Genomic DNA, 16,903 nt, shown 5'->3' with positions numbered 1-16,903 from the left:
AAGGCGTGTTCGGAGCCGAAAGACCGCTCGCTTCAAACCGCCATATTCGACGCCGCCGACATCACCTCCCGCGGGGCGGGAATACCGAACATATGACGACCGGCCTCTTCGACTTCCGTGAAACACCAGCGGATGACGCCATCCCGATCGAGCAGGAATTCGCCGACGAGCTGACCTTCGCCGGTAGCAATCATATGTTTGTCGTCCTGCGTGAATTCGTAGCCATCCGCCTTGTCGAGGAACTCCGTCGCCGCCATCGGATCCATCGGTTCGGGAAGCTCGCCCGGCATCTCGATGCGCATCGATCGCACCGCATTCATTCCGACCTTGCGCGGCCAGTCGGTCTCGTCTTCGGTGAACTGGATATTCGGCAAGCCGAAGGCCCTGTGCGATACCCGTTCAGGATCGGAAGCGGCCAGTAGGTTGGGAAGCGGATGAAACCGGAAGTAGAGCCGGGCGCGTTCGATCGGTGTGTTGACGACGGTCAGGCTATCGATGCCTTTCTCCTGCAGGGCTCCGGTGAGTTCGGACATCGCGGCGATCTGCCGGCGGCAGAAGGGACAATGCAGTCCACGGAATAATCCGACAAGGACCGGCCTCTGGCCGCGAAAATCGTCGATGGCGATCTTGCCCTGGCGAGTGATTGCATCCAGCACGACATTTGGCGCGCGATCTCCAGGCTGCAATGGTCTTTCGGTGTGGTTCTCCTGCATGTTTCGTTCCTCCCTTTATGTATTTGAACCGGTTCTCCCAACCAATCGCCTAAGATCGTCACAATGAAGACAGTCAGTCGAGAAACGGCAATACGACGAGTGTGCCTGGATCGAGGTTGTGGCGGATGCACACATCCTGTGCCAGCGTGAAATACCGTTCCGCCTCATCCATGTCGTCATGCTCAAGGCTCAGTGTCGCTAAGCCATCATAGCACGGAAAAAGCAGCTGCGGCTCATCGATCTCCTTTGCGACCTCAAGGGCTTCCTCGTAATACCTGCGGGCTAGCTTCGGCTGCCCGTGGCATTGATGAATCTGTCCGAGGACGATCAGCGGTACGGAGAGATGATCGCGCTGATCGAGCGCCCGGTCGATTTCCACTGCCTTCTCCGCCGCCGGCACGCCTTCGGCGGCGCAGCGGTCGGTAAAGGTACAGCAGGAAACGGCGAGGTTGGCGAGAAGGCGAGCCTGGAAGCCGAGATCGCCGATGCGGGTCGCGACCTCAAGCCCGCGCCGGCAGATCTTGATGGCGTGGGCCGGATCCACAATGGTGTAGAGCACGCCGAGGTTGGAATAGGCGCGACAGGCGGCACTTTGCAGATCGGCCTTTTCGGCGACAGCAAGGCTGCGCTCCACTTCCTGCACGGCATCGCGGCGGCGGCCGAGCCGCGCAAGTGCCGCGCCCTTGGTGTTCAGTGCCTCCGCCATCGCCCGCGCCGCCTCTCGTCCGGCCTCGGTCGAACCGTCGATGGGGAGCGTTTCCAGCCGTTGCAGGGCCTGCGTCGCCCATTCGGCGGCGGCGGCCTGGTCGCCCATGCGGAAGGCCATATGGCCGCGCTCTTGCAGGAGATGCGCGTGTTCGACTGGGGCATCGATCGTCGCGATCAAAGCCTCGGCCTCGGCGCAATGCGCTTCCGCCTGATCGCGGCGCCCCGCCTCGTGATGCAGCCGGCCGATTTTTCGCAATATCCTCGCTGCAGCGATCCGATCGTCTCTCTTGCGGTGGATCGCAAGCGCTCGCTGATAATGGTTCAGGGCAGCGTCGCGGAGACCGGCAGGGCCGCAGAGATCGGCAAGACGCTCCAGAAGCGCCAATTGCTCCGACGTCACCTCCGGCTCGTCTGCGAAGGCGGCAAGAGCCTGACGGTAGAGGCGCATTGCATCGTCATTGGCATAGGTCATGCGTGCCAGATCGCCCGCCGCCATCAGATAGGTGGCTCCCTTGGCTTTCTCGGTGGTCAGGCTGAAGTGATGGCCGAGCTGCGCCAGATGCTCGGGGCGATCGGGCGCCGAGCCATATTGGCGTTCCAGAACCTGACCGATCCGGTGATGAAGGTCGGTGCGCCGCTGCAACAGGAGATTATGGTAGATGACATCGTGCAGCAGGGACTGGCTGAAACGATAGGTGGGTGAGGCGCCGGCATCCGGCCCGCGCAATTCCTCGACGATATCTGCATCGCAGAGATAGTCCAATGCGGCATCGATGGCAGCCGGGTCGGTGGCGATGCTGCGGAGCAGAGCGGTGTCGAACTTCGGGCCGACCACTGCCGCCTCCTGCGCCAACCGTCTGATCTCCTGTGGCAGACGATCGACACGGGCAAGCAACAGGGCCTGCAGATTGACCGGAATATCGACATCCGTGTCTTCCGCCGCAACTTGCCAGCGCTGACCGTCATTGTGCAGCCTGCCCATGTCGATCAATCCCCGAAGGATCTCCTCGATAAAGAGAGGATTGCCGCCGGCACGATCGAGGATGCGCTGACACATCGGGACCGGCAGCTTGCCATGGCTCTCGCCGAAAAAGGCCGCGAGCAGCTTCCGCCCGTCGGCTGCGACGAGTGGGCCGAGACGTTGCACGGTAACACTGACCCGATTGGAATCCAGCGGATCGATCCGCGATGTCGGCCGATAGATCGCCAGCAGCATGAGCCGGCTGCGCTCCAACCGATCCATCATGAAGCGAAGTACTTCCAGCGAGGCGGCGTCTGCCCAATGCAGATCCTCGATGACAAGCAGCAGCGGACCTTGCGCCAGCCGCCGCTCGAAGACGGTGCGGACCGCATAGAAGATCTGCCGCCGCAACTGTTCAGGCTCGATATGTCGCAACGCTCCGTTGAGATCGCCGAGGCCGAGGACATGCAGGAAAAGCGGCAGAAGCCCGTCGATATCCTCCTGGGTGAGATCGAGCGCGCGGAATCCCATCGCCAGCAATTGCCGTGTCCTGTCGAGATTGTCCCGCTCGCCGATGCCGTAGGCGCTGCGCACCACCGCGGCAAGCGTCCCATAGGATTGTTCGCCGAGAGGCGAGCAGGTCGCCTTGCGGATGGCGAGACCTGGAAAGCGGGCCGTATTGCCGGCAATGGCGATGAACTCGTTGGCCAGCCGCGACTTGCCGATACCCGCTTCGCCGATGAGGCGGACAAGTTGAGCCGCACCACCGCAGGCAAGGTCGAGACAGGTTAAAAGCCGCGACAGCTCCGTATCTCGTCCGATCATCGGTGCCTGGAGGCCGAAACTTTCGAGCCCGCGCGCCGTATGCGGCGCTTCCAACGGTCCCGTCAGCCGATGAACAAGCACATTGCCGCTTTTGCCGCGCAAGGCTTGGGCGCCGAGGCTGTCGAAGGCGAAGGCATGGCGGGTGAGGCGATAGGTCAGCGGCCCGACGAGGATATCGTTTTCACCCGCCATGGATTGCAGCCGTTGGGCGGTATTCACCGTGTCGCCGGTCACGGAATAGGATTTGGTACTGACCGCGCCGAAGCCGCCGGTGACGACCGGGCCGCTATTGATGCCGATATGCAGACGCAGCGGCACGCCGGCGCGCGGTTGCCAGCGCTCGCCCACCTGCGTTGCCCGATCGATCATATCGAGCGCTGCGTTCAGTGCCCGCACTGGATCGTCCTCATGGGCGACCGGCGCGCCGAACAGCGCCAGCAGCGCATCGCCGACGAACTTGTCGACGAAGCCGCCATAGGCCTCGACTGCTTGGGTCATCTCTTCGAACAATTCGTTCTGCAGCATCCGCATGACTTCGGGGTCGATCTGCTCGCTCAGCGTCGTAAAGCCGCAAAGATCTGCAAAAAGCACGGTCACCGGCCGCCGGTCGGCATCATCTTCGGATTTTGCCGATGCAGCCTTGATGACCGGCTTGGCCGCGGGTTGCGCCTTGTCGGAAATCGCAGCGCCGCATTTGGGGCAGAAGGCAAAATCGGGCTGGCAAGGGTTGCCACACGCGGCACAGGAGATTGGCTGCTTTGTGCCGCATCGCGGACAGAAAGCAAAGCCGCTTTGAATATCGAAACCGCAGCCGGCGCACTCCATCGGACGCACCTCAACCAAGCCCGCGCACCACGGCTGTTTCAGCCGTAACCGCCGGGTTCAAAATGAGCGATAAGCATGCGCCTGCTGTCTTAGGTCCGCAAGCTAAACAAACGGCGGAACGACTATCGCCGCTTGAGCGCCCAGCCCTCCGGCCGTTCCTCAAGTACCGTCACTGCATCGCCGATCTTCACCGAGCCTTCGCTGCGCGGCACCGCATTCCAGCCGAAGAGCGGGCCGGGGACGCGGCGATCGGCGGACATGCGGATGCGGCCCATGGCGGGCATGGGATTGGGCACATCGCGCGAGCCGGTCTGCTGGTCCTGCGTCGTCATGATGCAGCGCGAGCAGGGCTTGACGAGATCGAGGCGAATGCCGCCGATCTCGATTGCCGCCCAGCGATCTTCCGGCCACTCCTCGTCGATATCGATGACGATATTCGGGCGGAAGCGCTCCATGCCGACGGCGCCTTCGCCGTGAGCGGCGAGATTGGCGTTGAGCGCCTTCAGCGAGCCGGTGGTAGTAACGAGAATCTGATAGCCATCGGTAAAGGTGACGGGCGTATCCTCTCCCGCCCATTCCGGACTGGCGATGCGCTTCGCGAGCCTGTCGAAGAAGACCATTTTGACTTCGCGGCCCATCCATGTCGACAGCGCCTTGTTGGTGTCCTCGTCGGCAACGGAGGCGTTGACGGCTGATTTCCAGACGACGATGTCCATACGGTTGTCGGGATGCGGCGGCGGCACGATGATGTCGGGCCTGCCCTCCATCTTCAGGCGCAGATGGGAAGGCGCCGGCTGGATGTCGATCCGGGCCAGTGCCTGCAATTCGCGTTGGGTGATGAAGTTGCCCGAGGGATCGACCAGCATGGCGCGGCGGTCGCCTGCGAGACCGAAAGCATCGACGGCGGCCGACGGAATGGCGATGCCGCGCGCGCTCTTGAGGGGATAGATGAAAAGATCGCTGACGCGCATAGGTGGCCCTCAGATTTCGTCAATGAACATTGCCAGCACGGTCTTCAGCCGGTCGTGCCGTGCTTCGGCAAACCTGGCTCCGGTCTCGGTCTGGAATCCACCCGCCAGTTTGAACAGCTTTGTCTCGAAATGGTCAATGGCGAAGCGCTTGTCGTCAAGCGGACGCTCTGTCGCAAGCGGATCGAACGGGTCGTACAGGCCGGAGCCGAGACGCCCGGCAATATAGAAACAACGCGCAGCGCCCACCATGCCGATGGCATCCAGCCGGTCGGCATCCTGCAGGATCTTCGCTTCCAATGTTTCCGGCGACAGGTTGGCGGAGAAACTATGGGTGGTGATCGCATGCGCGGCGGCCGCGATATCTTCTTCCGCCCAGCCGAGCTGCTGCAGAATGCCCGAAGCTTTCTCAGCCGCGAGCCGCGAAGCCTGCGCGCGATGCGGCGAATTCTTTTCGACGGCGACGCAATCATGCAGCAGCACGGCCGCGGCGAGAATGCGCGCATTGCCGCCTTCTTCGGCCTGGATGGCCATGGCATTGCGGAAGACGCGCAGGATATGGGCGATATCGTGCGAACCGTCGTCACCATCGGCGGCGTGGGGAATGAGATCCGCAGCCAGCGTTTCGAATGGCGCGAAGGCTTGCGCCATCTTTTCAGTATTCATTTGCGCACTCGCTCCGGAATGATTAGTCGGCAGATTTCATTGTCCTACCGGGTCAATGTATCAGCTGCAATCACTCCGTCGCCTTCTTACGCGTCAGGATTTTTTGGTAGAACAGGCCGATACCGATCAGGACAGCGCCGAGGCCGATGAAGGACAGTGCCCGCAGGAAGCCTTCGAGGCTCGCCATGTCGATGAGGAAGGCCTTGACGACGGCGATGAAGACCAGCACCGCCGAAGCGATGCGCAGGCTCCGGGCCTCGAAGCGGGCGCCGAGCCCGAGAAGCGCGATGCCGATCAGCAACCAGACGACAGAGTAGGAATAGAGCTCGCCCTGGACGAAGCCGTTCCAGAAGGGAATGTACTCGCCCTGCCAAAAGCGCCGCACCGACAAGGTTGCCCATGCGAAGGCCATCGCGGCCGCCGCGACAGCCAGCATTGCGACATAGGGGAGAGGACGCCGGTTGCGAGCAAAGAGCGCCAATCCGCCATAGGCGGCAGCAGGCAGAAGATAGGCGAGCAGCAGCAGGTTGAAGAGTGGTATGCGACCCGTGCTCTCGCCTGTCATGAACGGGTTCAGTCCCAGCAGATGCAGGGTGAGGATCATTGCGACCGAAATGACGCCGAGGGCCATGCCACCATAGCGGAAGACAGGGCTCGCGGCGCTGAGATCGAGCGCCATCAGCGTTGCCGAAGCACCGATTGCCAGCAGCGTATAGATCGACTGTTCCCCGAGCGTTGGAGCCGCATCGTTCAGAACGCCGCCGTTCATGGCGTGGCGCACGAGGATGGCGATCGTTAGCAGTACGAGGAAGCAGGCGAGCGCCTGCAACGCATTGCGCAGCCGCAGGCTCGGCGAGTGGCGAACAATGAAGGCCGCAAAGACGGCAAGGGCGGCCGGAATGCCGTAGCCGGCAAGCAGCATATTGAAGACCGGCGTCGTGCCGAGCTCCGAGGGATCGACGATCGTCGGTTGCCAGGCGATGCGCCCCATAGTGATGACAAGCGCGGCAACCATGGTCCATGGCAGAACGGGCCAATTGCGCAGGCGTCCGGCCAAAAGATAGGCGATGCCGAGAACCGGCAGCAGGATCGTCGTTGTGGCATGATGCGCAAGCGTATGCAGGGCGAAGACTGCTGCGGCGAAGGAGCCGGCCGCGAGGATGTTCGTCGGCAGGTTCAGCTCTTCGCCGTCGCTGCGATCCCGCCATTCCGCAAGCCCGATGAGAACTAGGGCCAGTCCGATGCCGTAGAGCCCATGCAGCCAGTCGAGCGTCCAGTTGCCGAAGTTGATGAAGCTGATCGTCGCGATTGCCAAGGGCGTGGTGGCCATGACAAGGCTCCAAAGCGCGGCATATGGCTTCTCCGCCTGGGCGAAGCGCCGGAGGAAGAAGGCGCCGATGACTACGAAGAGGGTGCCGAGGCCGAGGACCTCGTAAAGCACCGTGCTCTGCAGGCTGGCGGTTCCATCCCCCGTGGATTCGATCCCGGCGATCCAGTTGGTCAGAATGCCGGATGTGCCGAGCACGGCGACGAGCGCGGACAGGATCGTTGCCCAAGCTGCATGCAGGCGGCCGGCACCGAAGGCCGCAACCGCTGCGACGATCGCCGCAAACATGAACGTCGCATCGACGATTGGATATCCATATCGAAGGCTGAAGCTGACGATGCAGAGTGATACCGTGAGTGCACCGATGGCGGCCGTCAGCGTCATGCCGAGGGGCTGTCGGGCGAGAAATGCCGCCCATTCCATACCGGCGCTTACTCGCTGGGGCGTGTCTTCGGCCGGTGCCGTTGTCGCGTCTTCTTTCGCTGCTTCCGAGACTGGATAGCGTCCCGGCCACAGGAAGATGGTGCCGCCGATCATGGCCAGCATGGAAAGCGTGACCGGCGCGAGATCGACGACCGGGCTGAAGGTAATGTAGAGCAGCGGCCACAGGCTCAGAAGCCCATTTGCGAGCGATGGCGCGATCAGCCAGCGGCGCAGGCGCGATGCCAAAAGGGTCGCAAGCCAGGTCAGAACGAGATAGCCGAAGAGTGTCCAGGGACGCGGCGCGGTAGAAGCGATGAGGGCAGGGGTCGCCATCGACGCCAGCAGGCCGAGGCCGGCAAGCGCTTGCCCATGCAACAGCGATAGTCCGAGCGTGGCAAGCGAGATGAGAGCGAGAAGAATGAAGGCGGTTGCGGGGCCGATGAATTCGTAGATGGCATGCGCCGCATAGGTTGAGCCGAACAGGGCGACGACACCGGCTGCCGTCAAGACGCCAGGGATCATCGCATTCTGAAAGGCGCTGTTCAGAACCGGCGCGGCGCGGCGGCGGATCACTTCGCCCGCGGCAATCAGGACAAGGCCGAAGAGCGCCGCAAGAGCCAGACGCACCCCGGGGCTGAGAAGGCCGCTCTCGATCGAATATTTGACCATGAAGACGCCGCCGAGTGCCAGGGCGATGCCGCCGACCCAGACGGCCCAGCGTGCGCCTATCTTACTCTCCAGGCTTTCCTTCGGTGGGATGGAGGTCTGGCTCGCAAGAGGAGCGCCTTCTTCCTGGCCCGCATCCGCAATGTTGCGTGCAGCGAGAGCGGGCGCCTCGATTTCGGGCGTGGAAGTATCTTCGATCGCGACTTTCGGTTCGTCGTCCATGGGTTGCGCGACGGCATAAGCCGCCGGAATCGATTCGCCCGTATCCGGCGTCAGCACCTTGCCCTCGAGAGCGTTTTGCAGCTCCTGAACGCGTGCCTCAAGCTGCTTTATCCTTAGGTTGTGGCCCCGCAATACCACGATACCGACAATCAGGATGACGAGCGGCAACAATTCCATCATGTCCCCTCCATGGGCAATCCGTCGCACCATATACGAAACTGTTTGTCGAGTAAGGCTGGATAGCCGGATTTGCCTATGATTCCAGGGGATTATGCCCCATCGCCTGACGAAGCATCACAAAACAAATATTAGAAAATCTGGATTTGCCGCTCGGGAACTATGGTTAATACTCATTAACAATTTGTCTTTACCGGCAGCGCGAAGCAGCTTAATACCTAGTTCATAGTTTAGCTCTGAATGTATTGAGTACAAACGACGTCGCATGAGGCGGCTCCTACCCTAGGAGGTTTGTATGTCCCATGTTTCTTCCATATCCAATAGCTCCTATCCGTATCGTGGCACGCTCTCGCGCCTTGATGCGAATGACGACGGTCTTTTGAGCGAAGGGGAGCGCGCGGCGGCCGAGCGCCCCGGCATTCTCGAAGCCGACGATCCCGGCGCTGCAGCCGATGGTTCCAGCAGCGCTTTGGGTAATCTGATCGCCAAGCTCATTCAATTGCCGGGCGCCGACGCTGCCTCTACCGCAAAGTCGCCGGAATCCAATGCCGTCTACGATCTTAATCTGCTGTCGCCGATGGATGCCTACAACAGTACCTACGGCCAATATGACGCCGATAGCGTAGCGGCCTGATACGTACTTCACCATCCGATGAGAGGGCGGCGTGCCGGCACACCGGCAAGCTGCCTTATCATTTTGATGTAGGATCATTTTTTCCAGTTACCGGAACCGTCATGCCTGCCATGCGTTGGGCAACAGCCACGCAGAACAGGGAGGGTGTTCCATGAAGCGGATAATGATCGTTGCAATTCTCGCTCTTGCCGCAGCCGCGCCCGCGGCAGCACAAACCCAAAGTCAAAATACTGCTACTGCCGATTTCGTCGGCCTCGACGGTAAGCAGGCCGGTCGGGCGACGTTGACTGAAGGTAAAAAGGGCGTGCTGATCGAATTGGAAGTGTCAGGCATGCCCGCCAATCGCTGGGTCGCCTTCCATATCCATGAAAATAGCCGGTGTGAGCATACGCACGGCTTCGAGTCCGCCGGCGGGCATTTCAATCCCACGAAGGCGGAACACGGCTTTCTGGCTGCCAGCGGGCCGCATGCCGGCGATATGCCCAACCAGTATGTCGACCAGGATGGCAAGCTGCGCGCCCAGGTCTTCAATGGCATGGTATCGCTGAACGGCAAAGACGGCATTCGCGGCCGCACGCTGATGATCCATGCGGAGTCGGACGATTACCGCAGCCAGCCCGTTGGCGGTGCGGGCAAGCGTCTGGCATGTGCCGTCATTCAATAGGGGGCGGGCGGCCAGAAAAGCGAAAGTGAGTCCAGTCATTGAAGCGGTCGGTGTCCGGCAGCGATTGTTCTGCCGAGGGCGTGCCTGCTGGTGATGATTTGATGGCCGTCGACGTGCTAGCTATCCAAGGACAGTGTGAAAGGCGCATTGCCGTCGGCATCCGCGCCACGGCCGATCTCTTTGACTGCGGCGACCAGGCGCCCCTGGCGTCCCAGTAGTTCATCACCGATGGCGACCAGCCGGGCATTCGGTGTGACGAATGGCGAGCTTACCCGCAGCCGACGCACCAGCACTAAATCGTCTTGCTGGGGGTGAACGGTCAAAGCCGCGATCAGCGCTGCCGCCGGCGAGCGGGAGACGCCCATCCAGCAATGGATGAGCAAAGGCGCGTTTCGATCCCATCCGTAGGCAAAATCGATAATCGCGCGAACATGCGCCTCCTGTGGCGCGACGAGATCGCCTGTCCCGGCAAAACTGATGTCGTTCATATGGAGCATCAGATGCCGATCCGCCTGGATGACGGCGGGACGGTGGAAGCTGTGCTCCTTGGCCATCAGACTGATCATTTCGCGCGCGCCATGATGAACGGCCATTTCGGCAATGCGCGCGAGCGGCGATACGACGATCCTGGTCACGCCCCAACCCTCATGGCAGCGCGCTCCGCCTCGATCGCTTCGAAGCGCTTCAGAAACAGCCGTTGCGCCTCGATTGCCGGCATCGGCTCGATCGGCAGCATCTCGCGCGTGATGTCGCGCGGCTGGCCGAAGAATTTGCGGGCTTCATCGGGCGTGAAGCCTGCAAGCAGCGTTGCCTCGAAATAGGCAGAGATCGTGTCGGCTTTCTTGATCTTTTCCTTGAGCTTCGGCGCGCAATGCGGAGGCAGGGCGAAGCGCCTATAGATCGCCGCCTCGAGCCGCTTCTCCACGACCTTGTAATCGCCGCCGACAACGGACTTGAAGGGCGAGATCATGTCGCCGATCACATATTCCGGTGCATCATGCAGCAGGGCGGCAAGCAGTTCGTCCGGCGTTGCCGGGTTGAGATGACCAAAGATCGCTTCCACTACAAGGCTATGCTGCGCCACCGAAAAGGCATGGTCGCCGGAGGTCTGGCCGTTCCAGCGCGCGACACGGGCAAGCCCATGCGCAATGTCACTGATCTCGACATCGAGCGGCGACGGGTCCAGCAGGTCGAGCCTGCGCCCGGATAACATGCGCTGCCAGGCGCGCGCAGTCGTCGCCGATGTCATGCGGACGCCTCATCGGCGCGCGCGGGGAAGGAGAGGCCGGACCAGGCCGGCAGAGACACGGTGACATCGATATTGCCAGCCCTTATCGGAGCCTCTTCGGCAATGGCTTCGCCGGCCCGGTCGATACGAACGATGGCAAGGCCCATGTTGCCGGCGGTCGAGCCGAGAGTTCCGATCGGCTTGCTGCCGACGGTCAATTCCGTGCCGGAGGCCGGCAATTCGGCACCGCCGCTGACGATGACGACACGCCTGCGTGCCGTACCGCGATGATGCATTCGCGAAACCACTTCCTGGCCGATATAGCAGCCCTTGCGGAAGCCGAGGCCGCCATTCAGATCCATCAGTACGTCATGCGGGAACACATCCTGCAATGCGAAATCGGAGCCGGAAACAGCAATGCCGTTGGCGATCCGCAGCACATCATAGAGTGAATCGGGATCGCTGCCATGTTCACCGGGAGTCCGGCTCAGCACAATTCCCGCCTTGGCGAAGCGGCTGTCCTTTGGTCCATGCGTCGCTGCATCTCCCCAGGCGACCGTGACCCCCTGGGTATCCTCTGTGACGAAATCGACCTTGGCGCGCAGTCGATACATGGTGAGCCGCTTCAGCAGACCTTCCCGCTGTGCCGTGTCGGTTTCGAGTAGAAACCCTGCACCATCCCGCCAGATCATGAAGTCGAACAGGATCTTGCCCTGCGGCGTCAGCAACGCGCCGGGGCGAGCCTCATCGGCGCCAAGCGAGACGAGATCGGTGGTGATGAGATTGTGCAGAAACGCTTCTGCTTCCGCGCCGGTGATGCGGATGAAGGAGCGCTCTCTGAGGAATACGGCTGGCATGATGGTTCCGCTGATTTGGCCTGAAGCACGGCGCGATCTCTAAGACTCGCTTCCTGTACTTCAGGTCTTTGATCTTGCGCATGTCGTTGTCGCAAACCGCTGCGCACTTTTGCGCGACATGCTTCATCACGCAGAGGTAGGACCTTCAGCGAAGAACCGCAAGTTCTCCGGCCGGATCATTCGCCCGAGGTGAAGAATTTCCAGCGGCCGTCCGGCGTAATGCCGACGCGATAGAAATTATAGCCGCCGAATTCCTGCATATCGGCATAGTCGCCGGCCGTCACGATACGCATCAGATCGACCTTCTCCGGGGTGGAGAGGGTCTTGATGTCCTTTTCGGCGAAATAGGGCCAGACATAGACCTCATCCGGGGTTCCCTGGCCGACATGGGCAAAGCCTGACGACATGATGTCGAGGAGAATGGACTGGATTTCTATGCCGTCGGGATCGCCCGAAAGGTCATGCAGCGTCTTGATCGGATCTTCGCCGGGATCGTCGGCCGTAACCTGGGTCTGTTTCAGACCTCCTCCGATGTTCATCAGCGGACGCAGACGCTCAAGATCGCCGGAAGCGGCGGCCTCGACGATCGCGGTACGGAGCTTCTTTACCGGCTCGGGCGCCTTGTCGATATCGAAGAGGAATTCGACCGATTTGCCGGTACTGGAAGCGCCACCGCTGCTCTGTGTAGCCTGCTTGTTGATCAAGGGATCGGGCGTCGGCAGCGCATTGTTAGCGGGTGCTTCCAACGCCTGCTCGATTGGTTTCTCGTTTTTCTGTTGCGCGGACTTTGCTGTATCTCTCGCCTGGGTGGCTGGCGGATTGAGCTGAGAAAAGGCGCTAGCCGGAATGGGCAGAGCCACGCTGCCCAAAAACAGGGTTACGGCAGCGAAGGAGGCAATGGAACAGGTGAGCGCATTGCCTGGAAAGATACGCATAAGCAATCTCTGGTTGTTATTGCAGGGTCCGGTTCGGAGAGAATTCGCCTGCGAGCATGCGTTCACGCAGCGATTCGAGCAAGGCTTCGGCGCCCTGTTCCCCCTGAATCCGGATCGTCTCGCGAATTGCATGGGCAATGGCAGCGTCGGCGATGATTTCAGGCTCGATACCGTCAGCCATGCCGTCTGCCCAGGCTTCGTTCTGGTATTCCAGCGCTGCCTGCATCTTTTCATGAACGATCATGTCGTCGATTTCGTTCAGGCTGGCTTCCATTGTTTCTTTCCTCGAGACGTTCATGTCCTTACCACTTGCTTAATAACTTTATCAGCCTTTTCTCAAAACGACACGGCTCGCTGTCAAAAGAGGTTAATAAATCGTCAATTTCCAAAGCGCGCGGTGATTTCTGTTGCCAGTGTTGCACCTTCGTTACGGTATCGCTCTTCCGCAGTACGGGCCTGCGGCGTGCAATTCGTGTAAACCGACGCAAAGGACCGATACCCACGGTTGAAAGCCGCCGTCAGTCTTTCTCTTCGTTTCGGCTCGTTCTTGGTTTCCGTGTCGAGCAATTGCTGCATATCGCCCCGCCAATCATCCTCCCGCGTCGGACTGCAGAGGTTGCGCAGATAGTCGATCGAGCCGAGGATTTCGGAGAGCCGCGACAGCTGTTCGTCGTAGGGTACCGGCTGTTCCGCACTCCCGCTATCGGGCACCTGTGCCGGCGGCGCGCTTGCTGCCGGCTGTGCGGCAGCCGGAAAGGCGGCGGCAAGCGCGATGCAGATCAGAAGCGGTCGGCCAAGGTTGTTATGAATCATGTAACCATGTTGACCGGACAAGCATGACGGGAACAAGGCGTGGCAGGTGGTTTCCACCCCGATATTGCTCAGCATCGTTAATTTCGGCGCTGAGCTATGCGTTTTCTGCAGCAAGCCGTTCCACGCATTCGAGCACGCTGGCCGGAACGGGCAGGGCGCGCACCTCCTCCACGGTGTACCAGCCGATGGCAGCCGCATCGTCGGCGGCCTCGGCGACGGCATCCTCATCGGCGTCCACGAGGAAGACCGAGAGCAGGAAGTGGCTCGTCAGCGTTCCGTCTGCAGCATGGGAGCGGAGATCGTAAGTTTCGAACAAGCGAGGATTGCGGGCTGAGATGCCGGTCTCCTCCTTGAACTCGCGCAGTGCCGCGTCGGCCGGCGTCTCTCCGTCTTCGGCCCGCCCGCCCGGAAAGGCATACATGTCGGCGGACGGCGGATTGCTGCGCAAGACAAGCAGGAAGCGGCCGTTGCGCTCGAGAATGGCAGAGGAGGCAGGGCGAGGATTGGAAGTCATAGGTTGCTTTGCATTTGGATGGAAAGTTGGGGTGCAAGGATGCTAGGTCATCGGCGAGCAATCTCTACAGAAAACGCCGCTTGCTGTCCCGCGGGAAAGCCCCTTAACTCGCTTCTCGCGGAAGCCGCGATTTTGAAAACGCCGAATATGGGACCGATCCGGGATGATCTACGGGCTATATGCTTTGGCGGCTATTGCCGAAATTGCAGGCTGCTTTGCCTTCTGGGCGTGGCTGCGTCTGTCGAAGCCCGTCTGGTGGCTGGCGCCTGGCCTGATGTCGTTGATGCTCTTCGCCTGGCTGCTGGCACTGGTGCCGAGCGAGGCGGCGGGGCGCACCTTTGCTGCCTATGGCGGTGTCTATATCATTGCCTCCATTCTCTGGCTCTGGCTCGCCGAAGGGCGGCTGCCGGACCGGTGGGATATTTCGGGCGCCGTCATCTGCCTTGCCGGTGCGGGGATCATTCTCTTTGGTCCGCGCGGCTGACATCAGACTTGACCCCCCGCTTCTCGGGTGCAACACAGGCCTCATGTGCGGACGTTTCGCTTTGATATCGACGGCAGATCACGTGGGGGAAGCGCTCGGCGTCCTGCTGAACGAGGCTTTTCCCGCGCGCTACAATATCGCGCCGACGCAGCCGATCCTTGTCGTGATATCGGGCGACAGGCAGAGGCCGGGCAGCAACCTGCCGGATCGCCGTGCTCTGCTCGTACGCTGGGGCTTTATGCCCGATTGGGTGAAGGACCCCAAGGATTTCCCGCTGCTGATCAATGCGCGAGCGGAAACGGCCATCGGCAAGGCCTCCTTTCGCGCGGCCATGCGCCATCGCCGTATCCTCATCCCGGCATCCGGTTTCTACGAATGGCATCGACCGCCGAAGGAAAGCGGCGAAAAGCCGCAAGCCTACTGGATTCGGCCCCGCAGTGGCGGCGTCATCGCTTTTGCCGGGCTGATGGAAACCTGGTCGTCGGCCGACGGTTCCGAGGTCGATACGGGTGCGATCCTGACGACGGCGGCAAACAGCGCTATCCGATCCATCCATGACCGCATGCCCGTCGTCATCAAGCCGGAGGATTTCGCCCGCTGGCTCGATTGCAAGACGCAGGAACCGCGCGATGTCCTTGATCTGATGAAGCCGGTCCAGGAGGATTTTTTCGAGGCGATCCCGGTTTCGGATCGCGTCAACAAAGTTGCCAATATGGGGCCGGATGTGCAGACACCCGTAGTGCACGATCCGGTCAGAAAACCACCGAAGAAGGCGGATCCGGACGATGGCCAGCTAAGCCTTCTCTGAGCGGCCGCCATTCGGGGGCCAGTGATCGGAAATGCTGCCTGCCGGTATTGGTCGGCGGCGGGTAGAACTGTAGTCTCAGGCGATCTTCTTCTTGAGAGGCTTCGTCTTCAGCATCAGATGTGCTGCAAGAACGGCTTTCAGGCCCAGCGGGCGATAATGCTTACTGGGGTCGATCTTTGCCTGCGGTTGTGCCGGCTGGTCTTTCTTCTGCGTCATGTTTCACTCCTCACCATGCTCCCCTGGAGCATTTTTCGATTCACAGTCGAGTAGCGGTTTTTGTCGCAAATCATGACAAATCGAAGGCGTTTTCCAATCAGCTTTTGTAAACAACGACCATATTTCGAGAGATTAGCGCCAAAACCTCGTGTAGAATCCGCACTGCCGCAACGTTTGAATCTGCGGAAATATCGCGCCGCGCCGGCTCCCCATTGCGCCGCTGAGCGATCACCATGTCTTTGATTGATAAGGAAGACTTGCAGACTTGTGGTTGCAGCGCAGCGAAGCTGCCGAAGGGCTGCCGCGCGGCGATTTAATATGCCGTCGTTAGATATGCCGGCCTATGTCGTCGTTGGAGTCATCGACATTGGGATCGGCGGGGCCGTTAATGGTGTAGGTGCCGTATTTCTTCGCCCAGGAGCGCGCACCGAAGGGCAGGGACAGCAAATAGATGACGACGGTCACGACCATGACATGCCACGTATAGCTCATCAGCAGCGCGACATAGACGACAAGACCGAGCATGATCGGCAGCACCAGATCACGTCTTACGCCATTGCCTTCCGATTTGCCGGACCATACCGGCAGACGGCTGACCAGGAGAAAGCCGATGAGGACGGTGTAGGCTGCACCCCATAAGGCGAAGGTGCGGTCCGGCGTCAGGCCGAGAAAACCGAGATAAACAGGCAGCAGCACCAGCATGGCGCCGGCAGGCGCAGGGACGCCGACGAAATATTCCGACTGCCAGGAGGCCTTGTGCTCGCGCTCGGCCATGACGTTGAAGCGGGCGAGCCGCAGCCCGGCAGCGATCGTGTAGATCAGTGCCGCGATCCAGCCCAGCGAGCGGGCCTGGTCGAGCAGGAACACATAGACGACGAGCGCCGGCGCAACGCCGAAGTTGACGATATCGGCGAGCGAATCCATCTGCGCGCCGAACTTCGAGGTGGCCTTCATCAGCCGCGCGACGCGCCCGTCGATGCCGTCGAGGAAGGCGGCGACCAGCACGGCCACGACGGCGAGTTCGTAGCGATTTTCGAAAGCGAGACGAATGCCCGTCAGGCCCGAGCAGATCGCCAGCACGGTGATCATGTTCGGCACGATCAGCCGCAACGGAATTTCCCGGAGACGCGGTCCGCGCGCTTCGTCATTAGGCCCGTGTGGCTCGAAAGGCGGAAAAGGCGTCTTCATCTCGCTCGTGTTCCTAGAGCAATTCCAGCAAAAGTGCGAAGCAGCTTTGCGTCCGAAATTGCGTGAAAACAATGGTGTAGA

18 protein-coding genes are annotated in these 16,903 nt (G+C 60.9%); 4 read left to right on the top strand and 14 right to left on the bottom strand.

All coding sequences use genetic code 11. The annotated features are described in order from the left end of the window. Window positions 1–32: 32 nt before the first annotated feature. The 5 genes from AC13QE_RS09840 to AC13QE_RS09820 all read right to left on the bottom strand — a co-directional run bounded on the left by AC13QE_RS09840 (window position 33) and on the right by AC13QE_RS09820 (window position 8,481). Window positions 33–713, bottom strand: coding sequence for a peroxiredoxin-like family protein (locus AC13QE_RS09840; protein ID WP_132716207.1), 681 nt, complete (start codon window positions 711–713; stop codon window positions 33–35). A gap of 73 nt (window positions 714–786) precedes the next feature. Further along, window positions 787–4,032: an adenylate/guanylate cyclase domain-containing protein gene (locus tag AC13QE_RS09835; RefSeq protein ID WP_488483732.1), complete on the bottom strand. Its 3,246-nt coding sequence runs from the start codon at window positions 4,030–4,032 to the stop codon at window positions 787–789. Window positions 4,033–4,154: 122 nt separating this feature from the next. Beyond that, window positions 4,155–5,003 carry an MOSC domain-containing protein gene (locus AC13QE_RS09830; protein WP_488483499.1) on the bottom strand — a complete coding sequence of 283 codons (849 nt, stop codon included), beginning with the start codon at window positions 5,001–5,003 and terminating at the stop codon, window positions 4,155–4,157. Window positions 5,004–5,012: 9 nt separating this feature from the next. Continuing rightward, window positions 5,013–5,666 (bottom strand): HD domain-containing protein, encoded by a 654-nt coding sequence (locus tag AC13QE_RS09825; protein WP_488483498.1) that lies wholly within the window; start codon window positions 5,664–5,666, stop codon window positions 5,013–5,015. A 70-nt stretch (window positions 5,667–5,736) separates the two neighbouring features. After that, window positions 5,737–8,481 carry a DUF2339 domain-containing protein gene (locus AC13QE_RS09820; RefSeq protein ID WP_488483731.1) on the bottom strand — a complete coding sequence of 915 codons (2,745 nt, stop codon included), beginning with the start codon at window positions 8,479–8,481 and terminating at the stop codon, window positions 5,737–5,739. A 295-nt stretch (window positions 8,482–8,776) separates the two neighbouring features. Here AC13QE_RS09820 and AC13QE_RS09815 point away from each other — a divergent pair, with 295 nt between their 5' ends. Both AC13QE_RS09815 and AC13QE_RS09810 read left to right on the top strand, forming a co-directional pair. Beyond that, window positions 8,777–9,115: a hypothetical protein gene (locus tag AC13QE_RS09815; protein WP_015339309.1), complete on the top strand. Its 339-nt coding sequence runs from the start codon at window positions 8,777–8,779 to the stop codon at window positions 9,113–9,115. 151 nt (window positions 9,116–9,266) lie between these two features. After that, window positions 9,267–9,779: a superoxide dismutase family protein gene (locus AC13QE_RS09810; RefSeq protein WP_015339310.1), complete on the top strand. Its 513-nt coding sequence runs from the start codon at window positions 9,267–9,269 to the stop codon at window positions 9,777–9,779. A 116-nt stretch (window positions 9,780–9,895) separates the two neighbouring features. On the opposite strand, the gene AC13QE_RS09805 is transcribed toward AC13QE_RS09810, so the two are convergent. The 7 genes from AC13QE_RS09805 to AC13QE_RS09775 all read right to left on the bottom strand — a co-directional run bounded on the left by AC13QE_RS09805 (window position 9,896) and on the right by AC13QE_RS09775 (window position 14,126). Next, window positions 9,896–10,414, bottom strand: a complete 519-nt coding sequence (locus tag AC13QE_RS09805; protein ID WP_488483497.1) for a tyrosine phosphatase family protein — start codon at window positions 10,412–10,414, stop codon at window positions 9,896–9,898. Beyond that, complete coding sequence (locus AC13QE_RS09800; RefSeq protein ID WP_488483496.1) at window positions 10,411–11,028, bottom strand: YfbR-like 5'-deoxynucleotidase; 618 nt, start codon at window positions 11,026–11,028, stop codon at window positions 10,411–10,413. The genes AC13QE_RS09805 and AC13QE_RS09800 overlap by 4 nt, the downstream gene beginning before the upstream one ends. Then, window positions 11,025–11,864, bottom strand: a complete 840-nt coding sequence (gene ygfZ / locus AC13QE_RS09795) for a CAF17-like 4Fe-4S cluster assembly/insertion protein YgfZ (RefSeq protein ID WP_488483495.1) — start codon at window positions 11,862–11,864, stop codon at window positions 11,025–11,027. Before ygfZ ends, AC13QE_RS09800 begins: the two co-directional genes overlap by 4 nt. 176 nt (window positions 11,865–12,040) lie before the next feature. Next, complete coding sequence (locus AC13QE_RS09790; RefSeq protein WP_488483494.1) at window positions 12,041–12,799, bottom strand: hypothetical protein; 759 nt, start codon at window positions 12,797–12,799, stop codon at window positions 12,041–12,043. A gap of 16 nt (window positions 12,800–12,815) precedes the next feature. Then, window positions 12,816–13,073 (bottom strand): hypothetical protein, encoded by a 258-nt coding sequence (locus AC13QE_RS09785; protein ID WP_015339315.1) that lies wholly within the window; start codon window positions 13,071–13,073, stop codon window positions 12,816–12,818. Window positions 13,074–13,177: 104 nt separating this feature from the next. Beyond that, a complete protein-coding gene (locus AC13QE_RS09780; protein ID WP_488483493.1) occupies window positions 13,178–13,612 on the bottom strand; it encodes a TIGR02301 family protein in 435 nt (144 codons plus the stop codon). Window positions 13,613–13,706: 94 nt separating this feature from the next. Then, window positions 13,707–14,126: an NUDIX domain-containing protein gene (locus AC13QE_RS09775; RefSeq protein ID WP_112337949.1), complete on the bottom strand. Its 420-nt coding sequence runs from the start codon at window positions 14,124–14,126 to the stop codon at window positions 13,707–13,709. 163 nt (window positions 14,127–14,289) lie between these two features. On the opposite strand from AC13QE_RS09775, the gene AC13QE_RS09770 reads away from it, so the two are divergent. Together AC13QE_RS09770 and AC13QE_RS09765 are read left to right on the top strand one after the other, a co-directional pair. Next, window positions 14,290–14,610: a YnfA family protein gene (locus tag AC13QE_RS09770; protein ID WP_488483492.1), complete on the top strand. Its 321-nt coding sequence runs from the start codon at window positions 14,290–14,292 to the stop codon at window positions 14,608–14,610. 43 nt (window positions 14,611–14,653) lie between these two features. Further along, the gene (locus AC13QE_RS09765) at window positions 14,654–15,418 is read left to right on the top strand and encodes an SOS response-associated peptidase (RefSeq protein ID WP_488483491.1); all 765 of its coding nucleotides are present in this window, start codon (window positions 14,654–14,656) and stop codon (window positions 15,416–15,418) included. 75 nt (window positions 15,419–15,493) lie between these two features. On the opposite strand, the gene AC13QE_RS09760 is transcribed toward AC13QE_RS09765, so the two are convergent. Continuing rightward, window positions 15,494–15,634 (bottom strand): hypothetical protein, encoded by a 141-nt coding sequence (locus tag AC13QE_RS09760; RefSeq protein ID WP_015339320.1) that lies wholly within the window; start codon window positions 15,632–15,634, stop codon window positions 15,494–15,496. 327 nt (window positions 15,635–15,961) lie between these two features. After that, the gene (gene pssA, locus AC13QE_RS09755; protein ID WP_015339321.1) at window positions 15,962–16,822 is read right to left on the bottom strand and encodes a CDP-diacylglycerol--serine O-phosphatidyltransferase; all 861 of its coding nucleotides are present in this window, start codon (window positions 16,820–16,822) and stop codon (window positions 15,962–15,964) included. Window positions 16,823–16,903: the final 81 nt, after the last annotated feature.

The organism is Martinezella sp. CNPSo 3957 (genome assembly GCF_057784395.1).
This window is presented reverse-complemented; position numbering and strand designations above follow the sequence as displayed.